Below are 15,360 nucleotides of genomic sequence, written 5' to 3'. Positions count from 1 at the left end.
TCCACACTTTCAATTTTGTCTGCGGAATATTCCCAAGGAGAACCAAATGGCTGTCGAACGCACCCTGTCCATCATCAAACCCGATGCCGTCGCCAAGAATGTCATTGGCAAAATTTACTCACGCTTCGAGATGAATGGACTGAAAATCGTTGCCGCGCGCATGACCCACCTTTCACGCATTGAAGCCGAGGGTTTTTACGCCGTGCACAAGGAGCGTCCCTTCTTCAAGGATTTGGTCGATTTCATGATTTCCGGTCCGGTGATGATCCAGGTGCTGGAAGGCGAGGGGGCCATTGCCAAGAATCGCGACCTGATGGGTGCCACCGACCCGAAGAAAGCGGCGCCCGGTACCATCCGCGCCGACTTCGCCGAGTCCATCGACGCCAACGCAGTGCATGGTTCGGATGCTCCCGAAACCGCCGCCGTGGAAATTGCCTACTACTTTCCGGCGTTGAACATTTACTCGCGCTAATGCCGGTCAACCTGCTCGATCTCGATGCTGTCGGACTGACGGCTTGCTTCGCCGAACTCGGCGAGAAACCGTTTCGTGCCACGCAAGTGCTGCGCTGGATACATCGTTCTGGGCAGGATGATTTTGACGCAATGACCGACCTGGCCAAGAGCCTGCGCGAGAAGCTCAAGGTCAATGCGGTGATCGTTCCGCCGACGCTCACCTCCGACACGCTATCGGATGACGGCACGCGCAAGTTCCTCTTTGATGTCGGCAACGGCAATGCGGTTGAAACGGTTTTCATCCCCGAGGATGACCGCGGCACACTTTGTATTTCGACACAGGCGGGGTGCGCGCTCGATTGTGCTTTTTGTTCCACCGGCAAACAGGGTTTTAATCGCAACCTGACAGTGGCAGAGATCATCGGCCAGCTTTGGCAGGCGAATCGCGCCCTCGGCCATGATCCGAAAGGAGAGCGCATCATCAGCAATGTAGTGTTGATGGGCATGGGCGAGCCGCTGACGAATTTCGACAATACGGTCACGGCCCTGCGCCTGATGCTCGACGATAATGCCTATGGTTTGTCGCGTCGTCGCGTCACGGTGTCGACATCGGGTATCGTGCCGGCGATGGATCGATTGGCCGCAGCCTGCCCGGTAGCGCTGGCGGTTTCGCTGCATGCGCCGAATGACGCCAAGCGTGATGACCTTGTACCGATTAATCGCAAGTATCCGTTGCGCGAGCTCATGGCAGCCTGCAGGCGTTATCTCAAGCATGCGCCGCGCGACTTCATCACCTTCGAATACGTCATGCTGAGTGATGTCAATGACAGCGACAGCGATGCGCGTGAGTTGATAGAACTCACCTCCGATGTCTCCTGCAAGTTCAACCTGATTCCTTTCAATCCGTTTCCGAATTCACCGTTCCGGCGTTCGCCGGCGCAGCGCATTCGCCGCTTCGCCGATATCCTGATGGCCGCCGGCGTCGTGACAACGACGCGCAAGACGCGAGGCGACGACATCGATGCTGCCTGCGGCCAACTTGCCGGCCGCGTGCGCGACAAGTCAAAGCGGACCGCGCATGCCAAATCCGTAATTTCAGTGGTGGAGGTGAACTCATGAAACTCATGCTTCGGCTTGCGGCAGTGTTTCTGCCCGTCTGTCTGCTGGTTGGCTGTGCCATGTCGCCGTCGAGTCAGTCCAGGGCCCAGGCTCCCGCATCGCAAGAGGTGGTGTTGGGCGAGGCTCGCACTCGTGCCAAGGCGCATACCGATCTGGGTTTCGAGTATTACGCACAGAACCAGTTCGGGGTCGCCCTGAAGGAGGCCAAGACTGCCCTCAATCACGACAACAACTATACCCCTGCCTATAATCTGCTGGCGCTGGTCTATATGAGCCTGGGTGACGACAAGTCCGCCGAGGAAGCTTTTCTGCGTGCCAGACAGCTTTCGCCCGGAGACCCCGAGATTGCCAACAACTACGGCTTGTTCCTGTGCCGGACCAAGCGCGTGCAGCAGTCTTTTCCATACTTCAACGAAGCCTTGCAGAACACGCTGTATCCGACGCCGTGGGAAGCGTTGACCAATTACGCGGAATGTTCCTTGCAAGTTAAGGATTACAACGCGGCAGAAACTCACTTGCAACGGGCATTGGCTTTGATCCCCAACAACGCGCGCGCGCTGTTCCTGATGGCGAAAGTGAAGTATCAGCAAAAACAATATGAGGAAGCGCGCGGCTACATTACGGAATTGCACCGGAATTCCAAACCGAATGCGGCATCGAGTTTCCTCGCCTACTGTATTGCCCGTCTTACCGGCAATCGCGATGACGAGGCACGTTATCTGGCGCAGATGCATAAAAAATTCCCTGATTCCGACGAATACAGGAAATTGCTTCAAGGGGCTCTGGAGTGAGCGATCAGGATATTACTGACGATGTGACCAATGCTTCCCATCCATTCCCGGGTGGGACATTGCGTCAGGCGCGGGAACAAAAGGGACTGACATTGGGTGAGGTTTCCGAGGCGCTGAAGTTCAGTGTCCGGCAGATCGAAGCGCTCGAGAACGACGACTTCCAACAGTTGCAGGGGAAAACATTCCTGCGCGGTTTTATTCGCGCCTATGCCCGCTTGCTGAAATTGCCGCCCGATCCACTGTTGGAAATGCTGGGGGAGCAGTCCTTGCCGTCTCCGGAACAGATTGTTGTACCGGCCAATATGGGTGAGACCAATCCAATACCTTTTTATCGCCGCCATGCAAAAAAGCTTGGTTTTGCCGCGATATTGCTGCTGCTGTCGGGCGGTATGATCTGGTTTGCCGGCACCCAGCCGGCAATGAAACATCAGGTTTCGCCACCTATCGTCGATATTGCCCCCAAGGAGGTCGTACCTGCCGGCGGTCAACCGGCACCGGCCAACGATGCCACAGCCACCACACAGGAACCCTTGCCAGCGGCGATATCGCCGCCCGTCGAGTCGGCAACGACATTGTCATTCGAGTTTTCCGGGCGTTCCTGGCTCGAAGTCAAGGACGCCAGCGGACAGGTACTGCTGACCGGCGAATTTTCCGATGGCCAGAAGCAAGTCATAACCGGCAAGCCGCCGTATCAACTCTGGATCGGCAGGGTATCGGCGGTCAAGGTTAGCTATGGCGGGCATGACGTCGATTTGCAGCCCCATGCCCGGGAAGATGTCGCGCGTTTCACACTCGAATAGCGGTAATGAACGCCACTCCCGATCCAGCTTCATATGCCGCACCAGTGCGCCGCATGACGAATGCCGTGCGTGTCGGTGCTATCACCATCGGGGGCGGTGCGCCTATTGTCATCCAGTCGATGACGAATACCGATACCGGGGATGATCTTGCGACGGCGGTGCAAGTGGCGCAACTGGCGCGCGCCGGTTCGGAAATCGTGCGCATCACGGTAAATACGCGCGAAGCGGCGCGGGCGGTGCCGAAGATTCGCGAACGGCTTGCGGCCATGGGGCAGGAAGTACCGCTGGTCGGCGATTTTCATTTCAATGGCCATAAGCTGCTGACCGAAGTGCCGGAGTGTGCATCGGTATTGTCGAAGTTCCGCATCAATCCCGGCAATGTCGGCAAGGGGGTAAAACGCGACGAACAGTTTGCGCAATTGATCGAAATTGCCTGCCGCCACGACAAGCCGATTCGCATCGGCGTGAACTGGGGCAGCCTCGATCAGGATTTGCTGGCCCGCATCATGGATGAAAACGGCAAGCGCGTGCGGCCGAAAGACGCCACCGAAATCATGCGCGAAGCCATGGTGACCTCCGCTCTTGAGTCGGCCGCCAGGGCCGAGGAAATCGGCCTGCCGGCCAATCGTATTGTTTTGTCATGCAAGGTATCCGGCGTGCAGGATCTGATTGCCGTTTATCGCGATCTCGCGGCAAGAAGCAATTACGCCCTGCATCTGGGGCTCACCGAGGCCGGCATGGGCAGCAAGGGCATTGTCGCCTCGACCGCGGCGATGGCGGTGCTGCTGCAGGAAGGCATCGGCGACACGATCCGGGTTTCGTTGACGCCGGAACCCAACGGCGACCGCACCAGGGAAGTCATCGTCGCCCAGGAAATATTGCAGACCATGGGGCTGCGCGCTTTCACGCCGCTGGTGGCTGCCTGCCCAGGATGTGGCCGCACCTCGAGCAGTTATTTCCAGGAACTGGCGCAAGACATCCAGAACTATGTGCGCGAGCGCATGCCGCAGTGGAAAATTGAACGTGTCGGCGTTGAAAACATGAGCCTTGCCGTGATGGGTTGCGTGGTCAACGGCCCGGGCGAGAGCAAACACGCCAATATCGGCATCTCGCTGCCAGGCACGGGCGAGGCGCCGGTAGCGCCGGTTTATGTCGACGGCGAACGCGTCACGACACTGCGCGGGGACAATATTGCCGGCGAGTTTCGCCAGATCGTTGACGACTACGTGCAACGTAAATATCTCAGGAAGATTGCATAACGGTTCTTATGTCCCAAATAATCCAAGCCATTCGCGGGATGAACGATATCCTGCCCAACGATGCCGAACTGTGGGAAGAGTTCGAGGCATTGGTGCGCGATTGGCTGAGCGCCTACGGCTATCGGCCAATTCGCATGCCGCTGGTGGAAGCAACGCCGTTGTTCGCGCGCGCCATTGGCGAAGTGACTGACATCGTCGAGAAGGAGATGTACTCCTTCACCGACAGCCTCAACGACGATTCACTGACCCTGCGTCCTGAAGGCACGGCTTCCTGCGTGCGCGCCGTGCTGCAGCACAACCTGCTCTACGATGGCCCGAAGAAGCTCTGGTATATGGGGCCGATGTTCCGTCATGAACGGCCGCAGAAAGGCCGCTACCGCCAGTTCCATCAAGTCGGTGTCGAAGCGCTGGGACTGGCCGGGCCGGATATTGATGCAGAGCAGATACTCATGTGCGCCCGCCTTTGGGATGATATGGGCCTCGAAGGTATCCGGCTCGAAATCAATTCATTGGGGAATCTGGAAGAACGTCAGGATCACAGGAAAGCCCTGATTGACTATTTGACCCAACATGAGTCCTTGCTTGACGCTGATGCCAGACGCCGCCTGCACAGCAATCCCTTGCGCATTCTCGACACCAAGAATCCCGACATGCAGGACATTGTCGAGCAGGCGCCGAAGCTGATGGATTACCTCGGCGAAGCTTCGCTCAAGCATTACGAAGGCGTGCAGGCCCTGCTCAAAAATGCCGGCATTCATGCGCGCCTGAATCCGCGCCTGGTGCGCGGCCTGGACTACTACAACCTCACAGTGTTCGAGTGGGTGACGGATCAGCTCGGCGCGCAGGGCACGGTTTGCGCCGGTGGCCGCTACGACGGTCTGGTGTCGCAACTCGGCGGCAAACCTGCACCGGCCTGCGGTTTCGCGATGGGTATCGAGCGGCTGCTCGCCTTATGGACCGATCAGGGCTACCAGCACGAGAAACCGTCACCGGATGTCTATCTGGTGCATCAGGGTGAAGCCGCGCAGGCTGCTGCTTTCAAGGTGGCCGAACGGCTGCGCGATGCCGCATTCGCGGTGCAACTGCATTGCGGCGGCGGCAGTTTCAAATCGCAGATGAAACGCGCCGACGCATCAGGCGCCATACTGGCGGTGATTATCGGCGACGACGAAGCCGTGGCGGGTGAAGTATCGATCAAGCCGCTGCGCGAGAGCGGCGAACAAAGGCGCATTGCGGCGGATGACGCCGCAATTGCCGTGAGTGAATTTATTTTGGGAACCGATGCGTCGTCCGACGCGGACAACAAAAGGAACGAACATGGCAGTGTATGACCTTGAGGAACAGGAACAGCTCGAAGAAATCAAAACCTGGTGGAAGCAGCATGGCAATCTGGTGACCACAGTCATCACTGTCATTGCGCTGGCGCTGGCGGCTTGGCAGGGCTGGAACTGGTGGCAGCGCAAGCAGGCCACGGAAGCGTCGGCGATTTACATGGCGCTTGAACAGTCGATCGGCGCGCAGGATGCCAAGAAAACGCGCGAACTGGCCGGTATGCTGATCGAGAAATATCCGCGTACCACTTACGCGGCAATGGGCGCGCTGTTGTCGGCGCGGGTGCAAACGGAATTCGGCGATGCCAAGACCGCGCACGTCGAGTTGCAGTGGGTCGCCGAGCATGGCAAGGATGCGGTGGTACGGGATCTGGCGCGTTTGCGTCTGGCGGCATTGCTGCTCGACGAGAAGTCCTATGACGAAGCGCTGAAACAACTGGCTGCGCCGCCGCAGGCAGGGCTGGCCGCACGCTTTGCCGAACTCAAGGGTGACGTGCTGGCGGTGCAGGGCAAGAAGGCCGAAGCGGCTGCTTCCTACACGGCCGCGCTTGCCGCGCTGGACCAGACGCCGAAGGGCAATGGCCCGGATGTGCACGCGTCTTACCGCGACATGCTGCAAGCCAAGCTCGATTCACTGGGAGTCGCCAAGTGAGGACCATGCTGCGCATCTCTGCGCTTTTATTGATGGTCTCGCTGGTTGGTTGTTCTGCGCTGAACCCTTGGTCCAGCAGCAAGGACAAGCTGAAACCACTTGAACTTCCTCCGCTGACTCAAACGGCGGTCAATCTGAAAACGCTCTGGCATGTCAGCGTTGGCAAGTCGGAACCCTATGTGCTGACTCCCGCCGTAGCGGGTGGTTCGGTGTTCGTCGCCGCGGCGGATGGCGCGCTGAGCCGTTTCGATAACGGCAAGGAAGTCTGGCGCATCGCGACGGACCAAACCATTTCCGGCGGTGTCGGCAGCGATGGCAAGGTCGTTGTCGTCGGCACACCCAAGGGCGAAATACTGGCTTTCGATGCGGCCAGCGGCAAGTCATTGTGGAAAGCGGCGACCGGCACGGAAATTCTTTCCGTACCCGCGGTGTCTGCCGATCTGGTGATCGTCCGCGGCAGCGATTCCCGTATCGAGGCTTTCGAAGTTGCCGGCGGCAAACGGCGCTGGGTCTATCAACGCAGCACGCCGGCGCTTACCTTGCGTTCCAATGTCGGCGTTGCCGTGTTGCCCGGCGGCGTTGCTGCGGGTTTCCCCGGCGGCAAACTGGTGCTGATCTCGCTCGCGAATGGCGCCCAATTGTGGGAGGCCGCGGTGGCCATGCCCAAGGGCGCTACCGAACTGGAGCGCGTGACCGACATTACCAGTTCGCCCGTAGCCGGCGGCGACAATATCTGCGCGGTTGCCTACCAGGGGCGCGTTACCTGCTTTTCTGTCAGCAACGGCAATCAGCTCTGGTCGCGTGATATTTCCTCGATGGGCGGACTCGATGCCGACGACAAGGCAGTCTATGTCAGTGCCGATCAAGGCGCGGTGCTGGCCTTCGACATCAGCAACGGCTTCAACCTGTGGAAGCAGGACAAGCTGGCGAATCGCCGCCTGTCGCGCCCGCTGATCATCGGCGATGCAGTGCTGGTGGCCGACAACCTCGGCATCGTCCATGCGTTGAATCGCCAGAACGGCGCTTTTGCGGCGCGTCTGAATACGGAGGAGGACAGCCCCATCGCCGCCGAGCCGCAGCGCATGGCCCATGGCATTGTCGTGCAAACACTGTCGGGCGCCGTTTATGCGCTAAGTGTTGAATAGGCCGTGCGCCTGATACCGAGTGTCGCGCCGAGCATGAACACTGTGCCGTTTCCCCCTCACCCCCAGCCCCTCTCCCACAGCGGGGAGAGGGGAGCATCGAGAGTCGCGTTGCGACTGTTATGTGAATGAAACCGACGCTGGTGCTCGTGGGTCGCCCCAACGTCGGCAAAAGTACGCTGTTCAATCGCCTCACGCGCTCGCGCGATGCGCTGGTGGCCGACATCCCGGGACTCACGCGCGACCGCCACTATGGGCATGGCCGCATCGGCCACCGGCCCTTCCTTGCGGTCGATACCGGCGGCTTCGAGCCGTTGGTGAAAGACGGCATCGTGCATGAAATGGCGCGCCAGGCTGAAGCGGCGATCGCCGAAGCCGATGCGCTGCTGTTCATCGTCGATGGCCGTACCGGACTGACGCCGCAGGACAAGGTGATCGCCGACCTGTTGCGGCGTAGTGGTCGGCCGTTGCATCTGGTGGTGAACAAGGCGGAAGGCATGGATCGCGCCGTGGTCGGCGCCGAGTTCCATGAACTCGGTTGTGGCGAACCGCGGGTTATTTCCGCGGCGCATGGCGACGGCGTCAACGAATTGATTGACCTGGTGCTGGAAGCGTTTCCCGACGAGGAAGAGCAGAAAGGCGATCAGCTATCAGGGCCGCCGGGTATACGCTTGGCCATCGCCGGCCGCCCCAATGTCGGCAAGAGCACGTTGATCAATACCCTGCTCGGCGAAGATCGCGTCATCGCCTTCGACATGCCGGGCACCACGCGCGACGCCATCGAAATCGAGTTCGAGAAGAACGGCCGCCAATACACGCTGATCGATACCGCGGGGCTGCGGCGCAAGGGCAAGGTTTTCGAGACCATTGAAAAGTTTTCCGTGATCAAGACGCTGCAGGCGATCGAGGAAGCCAATGTCGTTGTACTCATGCTGGACGCCAGTCAGGATATCTCGGATCAGGACGCGCATATCGCCGGTTTCATCATCGAAGCGGGGCGGGCGCTGGTGATCGCGGTCAACAAATGGGATGCGGTGGACGCGTATCGGCGCGAGCGCATCAAGATCGACATCGAGCGCAAGCTCAATTTCCTCGGCTTCGCCCGCGTGCATTACATCTCCGCCCTGCACGGGCAGGGCATCGGCGGCGTGCTGGGCTCGGTCGACAAGGCTTATGCCGCCGCCATGGCCAAGCTGACCACGCCCAAGCTTACGCGCGCCCTGCTGGCCGTGGTCGAAAAACAGGGTCCGCCGCGCCACGGCCTGTTTCGACCCAAACTGCGCTATGCGCACCAGGGCGGCAGCAACCCGCCCATCATCGTGATCCACGGCAACGCGCTGGATCAGATCCCCGACTCCTACACGCGCTATCTCGAACGCAGCTTTCTTGACATCTTCAAGCTGCAGGGCACGCCGCTCCAAATCCGCTTCAAATCGTCCACCAATCCCTTCGACAAGAAATGACGCAGACTACCCTTTACCAACAGTCGCCGGCCTGGATTCGCTCCATCTCGCCTTATGTGCCGGGCAAGCCGGTCACCGAACTGGCGCGCGACATCGGCTTGCCGCTGGAGAGCATCGTCAAGCTGGCCTCCAATGAAAACCCGCTCGGCATAAGCCCGAAAGCGCGTGCCGCGGTCGAGAAAGCGATGAATGGCATAGAGCGCTATCCCGACACCTTCGACCTGGCCGCGGCACTGGCCAGCCATCTGCGGGTAAGGCACGAGCAGATCGTGCTCGGCAACGGCTCCAACGACGTGCTGGATCTGGCGGCGCGCGTGTTCCTGACCACGGGCCGTTCCGCCGTCATGGCACAACATACCTTTGTCGTGTATTTGCTGGCGACCGTCATGACGGGCGCGGAATGCATCGTCACTCCCGCCAAAAATTACGGCCACGATCTTGCCGCCATGCGTGCCGCGCTGCGTCCCGACACGCGCGTGGTGTGGATTGCCAACCCGAACAATCCGACCGGCACTTTCCTGCCTTATGACGATATCAAGGCCTTCCTGCGCGGCGTGCCGGCCGACGTGGCGGTGGTGATCGACGAGGCCTATAACGAATACCTGCCGCCTGACTTGCGTGTCGACACGGTGCGCTGGATCGATGAATTCCCCAACCTGATCGTGACGCGGACCTTCTCCAAGGTCTATGGCCTCGCCGGTCTGCGCGTCGGCTACGCCGTTGCCGCGCCGGAAGTGGCCGACCTGATGAATCGCGTGCGGCAGCCCTTCAACGTCAACAATCTCGCCGCCGCCGCCGCCATCGCCGCACTCGACGACAAGGCGTTTGTCGACCAGAGTCATGAACTGAACCGGCGCGGGATGCGGCAGATCGAAGCCGGGTTGAAAGAACTGGGACTTGAATGGATTCCGTCCCGCGGCAACTTCATTACCTTTCGCGTCGCGGATGCCGCCGGGGTCAATCAGCGCCTGCTCCGGCAGGGCGTCATCGTGCGCCCGCTGGTCGGCTACGAAATGCCGCAGCATCTGCGCGTTACCATTGGCCTGGAGCAGGAAAACGAGCGGTTTCTGGCAGCCTTGAAAAATGCGTTAAATTCATAAGCCACAGAGGACACAGAGTGCATAGAGAAATGCAAAGGAAATTTATTGCCTCATTGGGTTTAAGTCTTTCCTCTGTGATCTCTGTGTCCTCTGTGGCTAAATGCTTTTATGGTAAAACTTAACAAAATCGTTATTGCCGGCGTCGGCCTCATCGGCGGTTCGTTCGCCCTGGCGCTGAAGCAGGCCGGAGCGGTGCGCGAAGTGGTCGGCATCGGCCGCACGCGGGCAACGCTGGAACGCGCAAAACAACTCGGCGTCATCGATGCCATTGCCGACGATTGGGCCGGCGCCATGCAGGGCGCCGATCTGGTCTTGCTGGCCATGCCGGTCGGCGCCATGGAAGCCGCCCTGCAGGCGCTGCTGCCGCATCTCGAAGCGCATACCGTGGTGACCGATGGCGGCAGCACCAAGCGCGATATATTGCAGGCGGCGGAGCGAATTCTTGGTGCGCGCGTTGCCCAATTCGTGCCCGGTCATCCGATCGCCGGTTCTGAAAAAGGCGGCGCCGCCGCGGCGCAGGCAGATTTGTATCGCGACCGTCGCGTGGTGCTGACGCCTGGCTCCGCGACCGGCACGGATGGCCTCGCGCTGGTGCGCACGGCATGGGAAGCCTGCGGCGCCAAGGTCGATATCCTGAGCACCGCAGCGCATGACCGCGTCTTTGCTGCCGTGAGCCATCTGCCGCATCTGCTGGCCTATGCGCTGGTGCATGAATTCGCCGCGCGCGATAACGCCGGCGAACTGTTCGGTTTCGCCGCCGGCGGTTTCCGCGACTTCACGCGGATTGCCAGCAGCCACCCCGAAATGTGGCGCGACATCTGCATCGTCAATCGCGCCCCGCTGATCGCCGAACTCGATGCCTACATGGCCGCGCTGCTGCGGCTGCGTACCCTGCTGGCGGCGGCGGATGCGAATGGTCTGGAAGCGGTGTTTGCCGCCGCGCGCCAGGCGCGCGATGAATGGCTGCATGGTATGAGCGAAAACGCGGAAGAGTAAATTGACAAGGCGATTTGGAAAGAAAATCGTGGTCTGTCCCTTATTACTCGTCCCTTATTACTCCGCCTCAAACGTAAGCGCGCATTCTGCATATTGCTCATTGCATAAGTCCAATCTATGAACCATCTCGATATTCCCGTATTGCATCGCGCTGCGGGCACGGTGCGGCTCCCCGGCTCGAAGAGCATTTCCAATCGCGTCTTGCTGCTGGCGGCGCTGGCGCAGGGCGAGACCGTGGTTGCCGATCTGCTCGATTCAGATGACACGCGCGTGATGCTGGCGGCTCTGCGCCAGTTGGGCATCGGCATTGAATCTGCCGGCGCGGACAGTTACCGGGTGAAGGGAGCGGCCGGGCCGTTCCCCATCAAGCAGGCCGAGCTTTTTCTGGGCAATGCGGGCACCGCATTCCGGCCGCTGACGGCGGCGCTGGCCTTATCCGCTGGTCATTACCAGTTGTCCGGTGTGGCGCGCATGCACGAACGGCCGATTCGCGACCTCGTCGACGGCCTCACCCAGATTGGCGCCGAGGTGCGCTATCTCGGCAACGCGGGTTTCCCGCCGCTGCAAGTGCTGCCTGCACAGATCAATTTGTCGGCGCCGATCCAGGTGCGCGGCGACGTCTCGTCGCAGTTCCTCACCGCCTTGCTGATGGCATTGCCACTCATGGGTCAAACCGCCGTGATCGAGATGACAACCGAACTCATCTCCAAACCCTATATCGAGATCACGCTGAATCTGATGGCGCGCTTCGGCGTCAAGGTCGAGCGCGAAGGCTGGTCGAGATTCACGATTGCCGCGGGGCAGCGCTATGTCAGCCCCGGTACGATTCACGTCGAAGGCGATGCCTCGTCGGCCTCGTACTTTCTGGCGGCGGGGGCGATTGCCGGTGGGCCAGTGCGGGTCGAAGGAGTGGGTCGAAACAGCATCCAGGGCGATGTGGCTTTCGCCGACGCGCTGGCCAGCCTGGGCGCGCGCATCGGGATGGGTGACAACTGGATTGAAGCGCGTGGGCCATTGTCTGCCCTCATCCCCAGCCCCTCTCCCGCTGATGCGGGAGAGGGGAGCAAGCTGCGCGCCTTTGATCTTGACCTCAATCACATTCCCGATGCGGCGATGACGCTGGCTGTGGCAGCGCTGTTTGCCGACGGCCCGTGCACCCTGCGCAACATCGCCAGTTGGCGCGTTAAGGAAACCGACCGCATTGTCGCTATGGCAACGGAATTGAGAAAAGTCGGCGCGATAGTCGAAGAAGGGGATGATTGGCTGAAGGTCTCTCCTCCTTACACCTCACACCTCACGCCTCATGCTTCTATCGCCACTTACGACGACCACCGCATGGCGATGTGCTTTTCGCTGGTGGCGCTGGGCGGCGTGCCGGTACGGATTCTCGATCCGAACTGCGTCGCCAAAACCTTCCCCGATTACTTCGACCGCTTTGCGGAAATCACCGCACCGGTAATTGCGATCGACGGGCCGTCGGCTTCCGGCAAGGGCACGGTGGCGCAACGGGTGGCAAATGCCTTGGGCTATGGCTATCTCGACAGCGGGTCCCTGTATCGTCTGGTGGCATTGGCCGGCCAACAGGCCGGAGTGGGGTACGACGACGAGGCCGGCATCGCCGCGATTGCCGCGGCTTTGTCGGCCGAGTTCAGGGGCGACCAGGTGTTGCTCTCGGGCAACGATGTGACGGAGGCCATTCGCAGCGAGGAAATGTCGGCTGCCTCGTCGAAAGTGGCTGCATTGCCGGCCGTGCGTGCGGCGCTGATTGAGCGGCAGCGCGCCTATCGGCGCTGGCCCGGCCTGGTGGCGGACGGGCGCGATATGGGCTCGGTGGTGTTCCCGCAGGCAGAAGTCAAAATTTTTCTCACCGCCTCGGTCGAGGCGCGCGCGGAACGGCGATATAAACAGTTGATCGCAAAGGGGGTTGCTGCTAATATTCGGCCCCTTCTTCAGGATTTGCGCGAACGCGATGAACGGGATGCCTCCCGCAGCGTGGCGCCCCTGCGGAAGGGCGAGGATGCGCATCTGCTCGATACGACCGAATTGTCCATCGAGCAGGCAGTCGATGCGGTACTGGGCTGGGCCCGGGACGCGGTTGACGGCAAGCGCTGAAACGCAGGGTGTTTGCAGCGGCGCCAGTCGAGGCAAGCTTTGAGCAACTAACCCACCGTGCATACCTAAAGATGCCGGTGTATATGAAGGTCCCAACTCAATGTCAGCAGTAGCCGAAAGTTTTGCCAGCCTTTTTGAAGAAAGCCTGCAGCGCCAGGAAATGCGCGCCGGCGAGGTCATCACCGCCGAAGTCGTCCGCGTCGACCAGAACTATGTGGTCGTCAATGCCGGACTCAAATCCGAAAGCTTCATCGCCGCCGAAGAATTCAAGAATGACGCCGGCATCATCGACGTCAAGCCCGGCGACTACGTCGCCGTCGCCATCGAAATGCTCGAAGACGGCTATGGCGAGACGCGTTTGAGCCGCGAGAAAGCCAAGCGTATCGCCGCCTGGAACGATCTCGACAAGGCAATGAACGAAGGCATCCTGGTCAAGGGCCTGATCACGGGCAAGGTCAAGGGCGGTCTTACCGTCATGGCCAACGGCATTCGCGCCTTCCTCCCCGGTTCGCTGGTTGACACCCGCCCGGTCAAGGACACTACGCCGTTCGAAGGCAAGGAATTCGAATTCAAGGTCATCAAGCTTGATCGCAAACGCAACAATGTCGTGTTGTCGCGCCGCGCCGTGCTTGAAGCCAACATGGGCGAAGACCGCCAAAAGCTGCTCGAAACATTGCAGGAAGGCACCATCGTCAAGGGCATCGTCAAGAACATCACCGATTACGGCGCGTTTGTCGATCTGGGCGGCATCGACGGTCTGCTCCACATCACCGACCTGGCCTGGCGTCGCGTGCGTCACCCGTCGGAAGTCATCAATGTCGGCGACGAAGTCACCGCCAAGGTGCTCAAGTTCGACCAGGAAAAGAATCGCGTTTCGCTCGGCATGAAGCAGCTCGGCGAAGATCCGTGGGTGGGAATCGCGCGCCGTTATCCTTCCGGCACCCGCCTCTTCGGCAAGGTCACCAACCTCACCGACTATGGTGCGTTCGTCGAGATTGAACAGGGCATCGAAGGCCTGGTCCACGTCTCTGAAATGGACTGGACCAACAAGAACATCCATCCCTCCAAGGTGGTGCAGCTCGGCGACGAAGTCGAAGTCATGATTCTCGAAATCGACGAAGAACGCCGCCGCATCTCGCTTGGCATCAAACAGTGCCAGCCCAACCCGTGGGACGACTTCGCGATCAACCACAAGAAGGGCGACAAGGTAAAGGGCGCCATCAAGTCGATCACCGACTTCGGCATTTTCATCGGCCTGCCCGGCGGCATCGACGGCCTGGTGCATCTCTCCGATCTGTCCTGGAACGTGACCGGCGAGGAAGCCAAGCAGAACTACAAGAAGGGCGACGAAGTGGAGGCCGTGGTGCTGGCCATCGACGTCGAGAAGGAACGCATCTCGCTCGGTATCAAGCAGATGGATGGCGATCCCTTCACCAGCTACATTGCCACTCACGACAAGAACAGCATCGTCAACGGCAAGGTGAAGAGCGTCGACCAGAAGGGTGCCGTGATCGACCTGGGCGGTGAAATCGAAGGCTATCTGCGCGTATCCGAATTCTCACGCGATCGCATCGAAGACCTGCGTACCGAGCTGAAGGAAGGCAATGACATCGAGGTGATGATCATCAACGTGGATCGCAAGACCCGCTCGATCAGCCTCTCGGTCAAGGCCAAGGATCAGGTCGAGCAGAATGAGGCCATGCAGAAGCTTGCCGCCGACACCTCAGCCAGCAGCGGCACGACCAATCTGGGCGCACTGCTCAAGGCCAAACTCAATCAAAACTGAGTCTTGCATAGTCACTCATGACCAAGTCCGAGCTCATTACCCTGCTGGCGGCACGTTACCCGCAACTGGCGGCGAAGGATGCAGATTTCGCCGTGAAAGTGATTCTGGATGCGCTGACCGACGCGTTGGCGCAAGGCGGCCGCATCGAGATTCGCGGTTTTGGCAGCTTCTCGCTCAACTACCGGCCGCCGCGTCTCGGGCGCAACCCAAAGTCAGGCGAGAAGGTGCGGGTTCCGGCAAAGTACGTGCCGCACTTCAAGCCAGGCAAGGAACTGCGGGAACGTGTCGATCTGAGGACATGACGGTTGAATGATGAGCATCCACGGGCGGTATTCTTGGCGGATACCGCCTTTTTT

At 60.1% G+C, this 15,360-nt stretch carries 14 protein-coding genes; all 14 read left to right on the top strand.

Going from position 1 to position 15,360, the window contains the following annotated elements:
- Positions 1 to 46 precede the first annotated feature (46 nt).
- The 14 genes from ndk to K5E80_RS06480 all read left to right on the top strand — a co-directional run bounded on the left by ndk (position 47) and on the right by K5E80_RS06480 (position 15,306).
- Entirely contained in the window at positions 47 to 472 is a 426-nt protein-coding gene (gene ndk, locus K5E80_RS06545; protein WP_220635404.1) for a nucleoside-diphosphate kinase, read from the top strand.
- Complete coding sequence (gene rlmN / locus K5E80_RS06540; protein WP_220635403.1) at positions 472 to 1,572, top strand: dual-specificity RNA methyltransferase RlmN; 1,101 nt, start codon at positions 472 to 474, stop codon at positions 1,570 to 1,572. Before ndk ends, rlmN begins: the two co-directional genes overlap by 1 nt.
- On the top strand, positions 1,569 to 2,363 hold the full coding sequence (gene pilW, locus K5E80_RS06535) for a type IV pilus biogenesis/stability protein PilW (RefSeq protein WP_220635402.1): 795 nt from the start codon (positions 1,569 to 1,571) through the stop codon (positions 2,361 to 2,363). The genes rlmN and pilW overlap by 4 nt, the downstream gene beginning before the upstream one ends.
- On the top strand, positions 2,360 to 3,163 hold the full coding sequence (locus K5E80_RS06530; protein WP_220635401.1) for a RodZ domain-containing protein: 804 nt from the start codon (positions 2,360 to 2,362) through the stop codon (positions 3,161 to 3,163). The genes pilW and K5E80_RS06530 overlap by 4 nt, the downstream gene beginning before the upstream one ends.
- Before the next feature lie 5 nt (positions 3,164 to 3,168).
- Positions 3,169 to 4,422, top strand: coding sequence for a flavodoxin-dependent (E)-4-hydroxy-3-methylbut-2-enyl-diphosphate synthase (gene ispG, locus K5E80_RS06525; protein WP_220635400.1), 1,254 nt, complete (start codon positions 3,169 to 3,171; stop codon positions 4,420 to 4,422).
- 8 nt (positions 4,423 to 4,430) lie between these two features.
- A complete protein-coding gene (gene hisS / locus K5E80_RS06520) occupies positions 4,431 to 5,753 on the top strand; it encodes a histidine--tRNA ligase (RefSeq protein ID WP_220635399.1) in 1,323 nt (440 codons plus the stop codon).
- A complete protein-coding gene (locus tag K5E80_RS06515) occupies positions 5,740 to 6,405 on the top strand; it encodes a tetratricopeptide repeat protein (protein WP_220635398.1) in 666 nt (221 codons plus the stop codon). Before hisS ends, K5E80_RS06515 begins: the two co-directional genes overlap by 14 nt.
- 5 nt (positions 6,406 to 6,410) lie before the next feature.
- Positions 6,411 to 7,550 (top strand): outer membrane protein assembly factor BamB, encoded by a 1,140-nt coding sequence (gene bamB, locus K5E80_RS06510; RefSeq protein WP_220635397.1) that lies wholly within the window; start codon positions 6,411 to 6,413, stop codon positions 7,548 to 7,550.
- A gap of 125 nt (positions 7,551 to 7,675) precedes the next feature.
- On the top strand, positions 7,676 to 9,010 hold the full coding sequence (gene der / locus K5E80_RS06505; RefSeq protein ID WP_220635396.1) for a ribosome biogenesis GTPase Der: 1,335 nt from the start codon (positions 7,676 to 7,678) through the stop codon (positions 9,008 to 9,010).
- Complete coding sequence (gene hisC, locus K5E80_RS06500; RefSeq protein ID WP_220635395.1) at positions 9,007 to 10,110, top strand: histidinol-phosphate transaminase; 1,104 nt, start codon at positions 9,007 to 9,009, stop codon at positions 10,108 to 10,110. Before der ends, hisC begins: the two co-directional genes overlap by 4 nt.
- Positions 10,111 to 10,218: 108 nt before the next feature.
- Positions 10,219 to 11,106: a prephenate dehydrogenase gene (locus K5E80_RS06495; RefSeq protein WP_220635394.1), complete on the top strand. Its 888-nt coding sequence runs from the start codon at positions 10,219 to 10,221 to the stop codon at positions 11,104 to 11,106.
- A 117-nt stretch (positions 11,107 to 11,223) separates the two neighbouring features.
- Positions 11,224 to 13,218, top strand: a complete 1,995-nt coding sequence (locus tag K5E80_RS06490; protein ID WP_220635393.1) for a bifunctional 3-phosphoshikimate 1-carboxyvinyltransferase/cytidylate kinase — start codon at positions 11,224 to 11,226, stop codon at positions 13,216 to 13,218.
- Between the two features lie 100 nt (positions 13,219 to 13,318).
- Positions 13,319 to 15,004, top strand: coding sequence for a 30S ribosomal protein S1 (gene rpsA / locus K5E80_RS06485; protein ID WP_220635392.1), 1,686 nt, complete (start codon positions 13,319 to 13,321; stop codon positions 15,002 to 15,004).
- A 17-nt stretch (positions 15,005 to 15,021) separates the two neighbouring features.
- Complete coding sequence (locus K5E80_RS06480) at positions 15,022 to 15,306, top strand: integration host factor subunit beta (RefSeq protein ID WP_220635391.1); 285 nt, start codon at positions 15,022 to 15,024, stop codon at positions 15,304 to 15,306.
- The last annotated feature ends 54 nt before the right edge of the window (positions 15,307 to 15,360 follow it).

Origin of the sequence: Georgfuchsia toluolica (assembly GCF_907163265.1) — a bacterium.
GTDB classification, from domain to species: Bacteria; Pseudomonadota; Gammaproteobacteria; order Burkholderiales; family Rhodocyclaceae; genus Georgfuchsia; species Georgfuchsia toluolica.
Note: the sequence above shows the minus strand (reverse complement) of the source record. Positions and strands in the feature narration are given on the sequence as shown.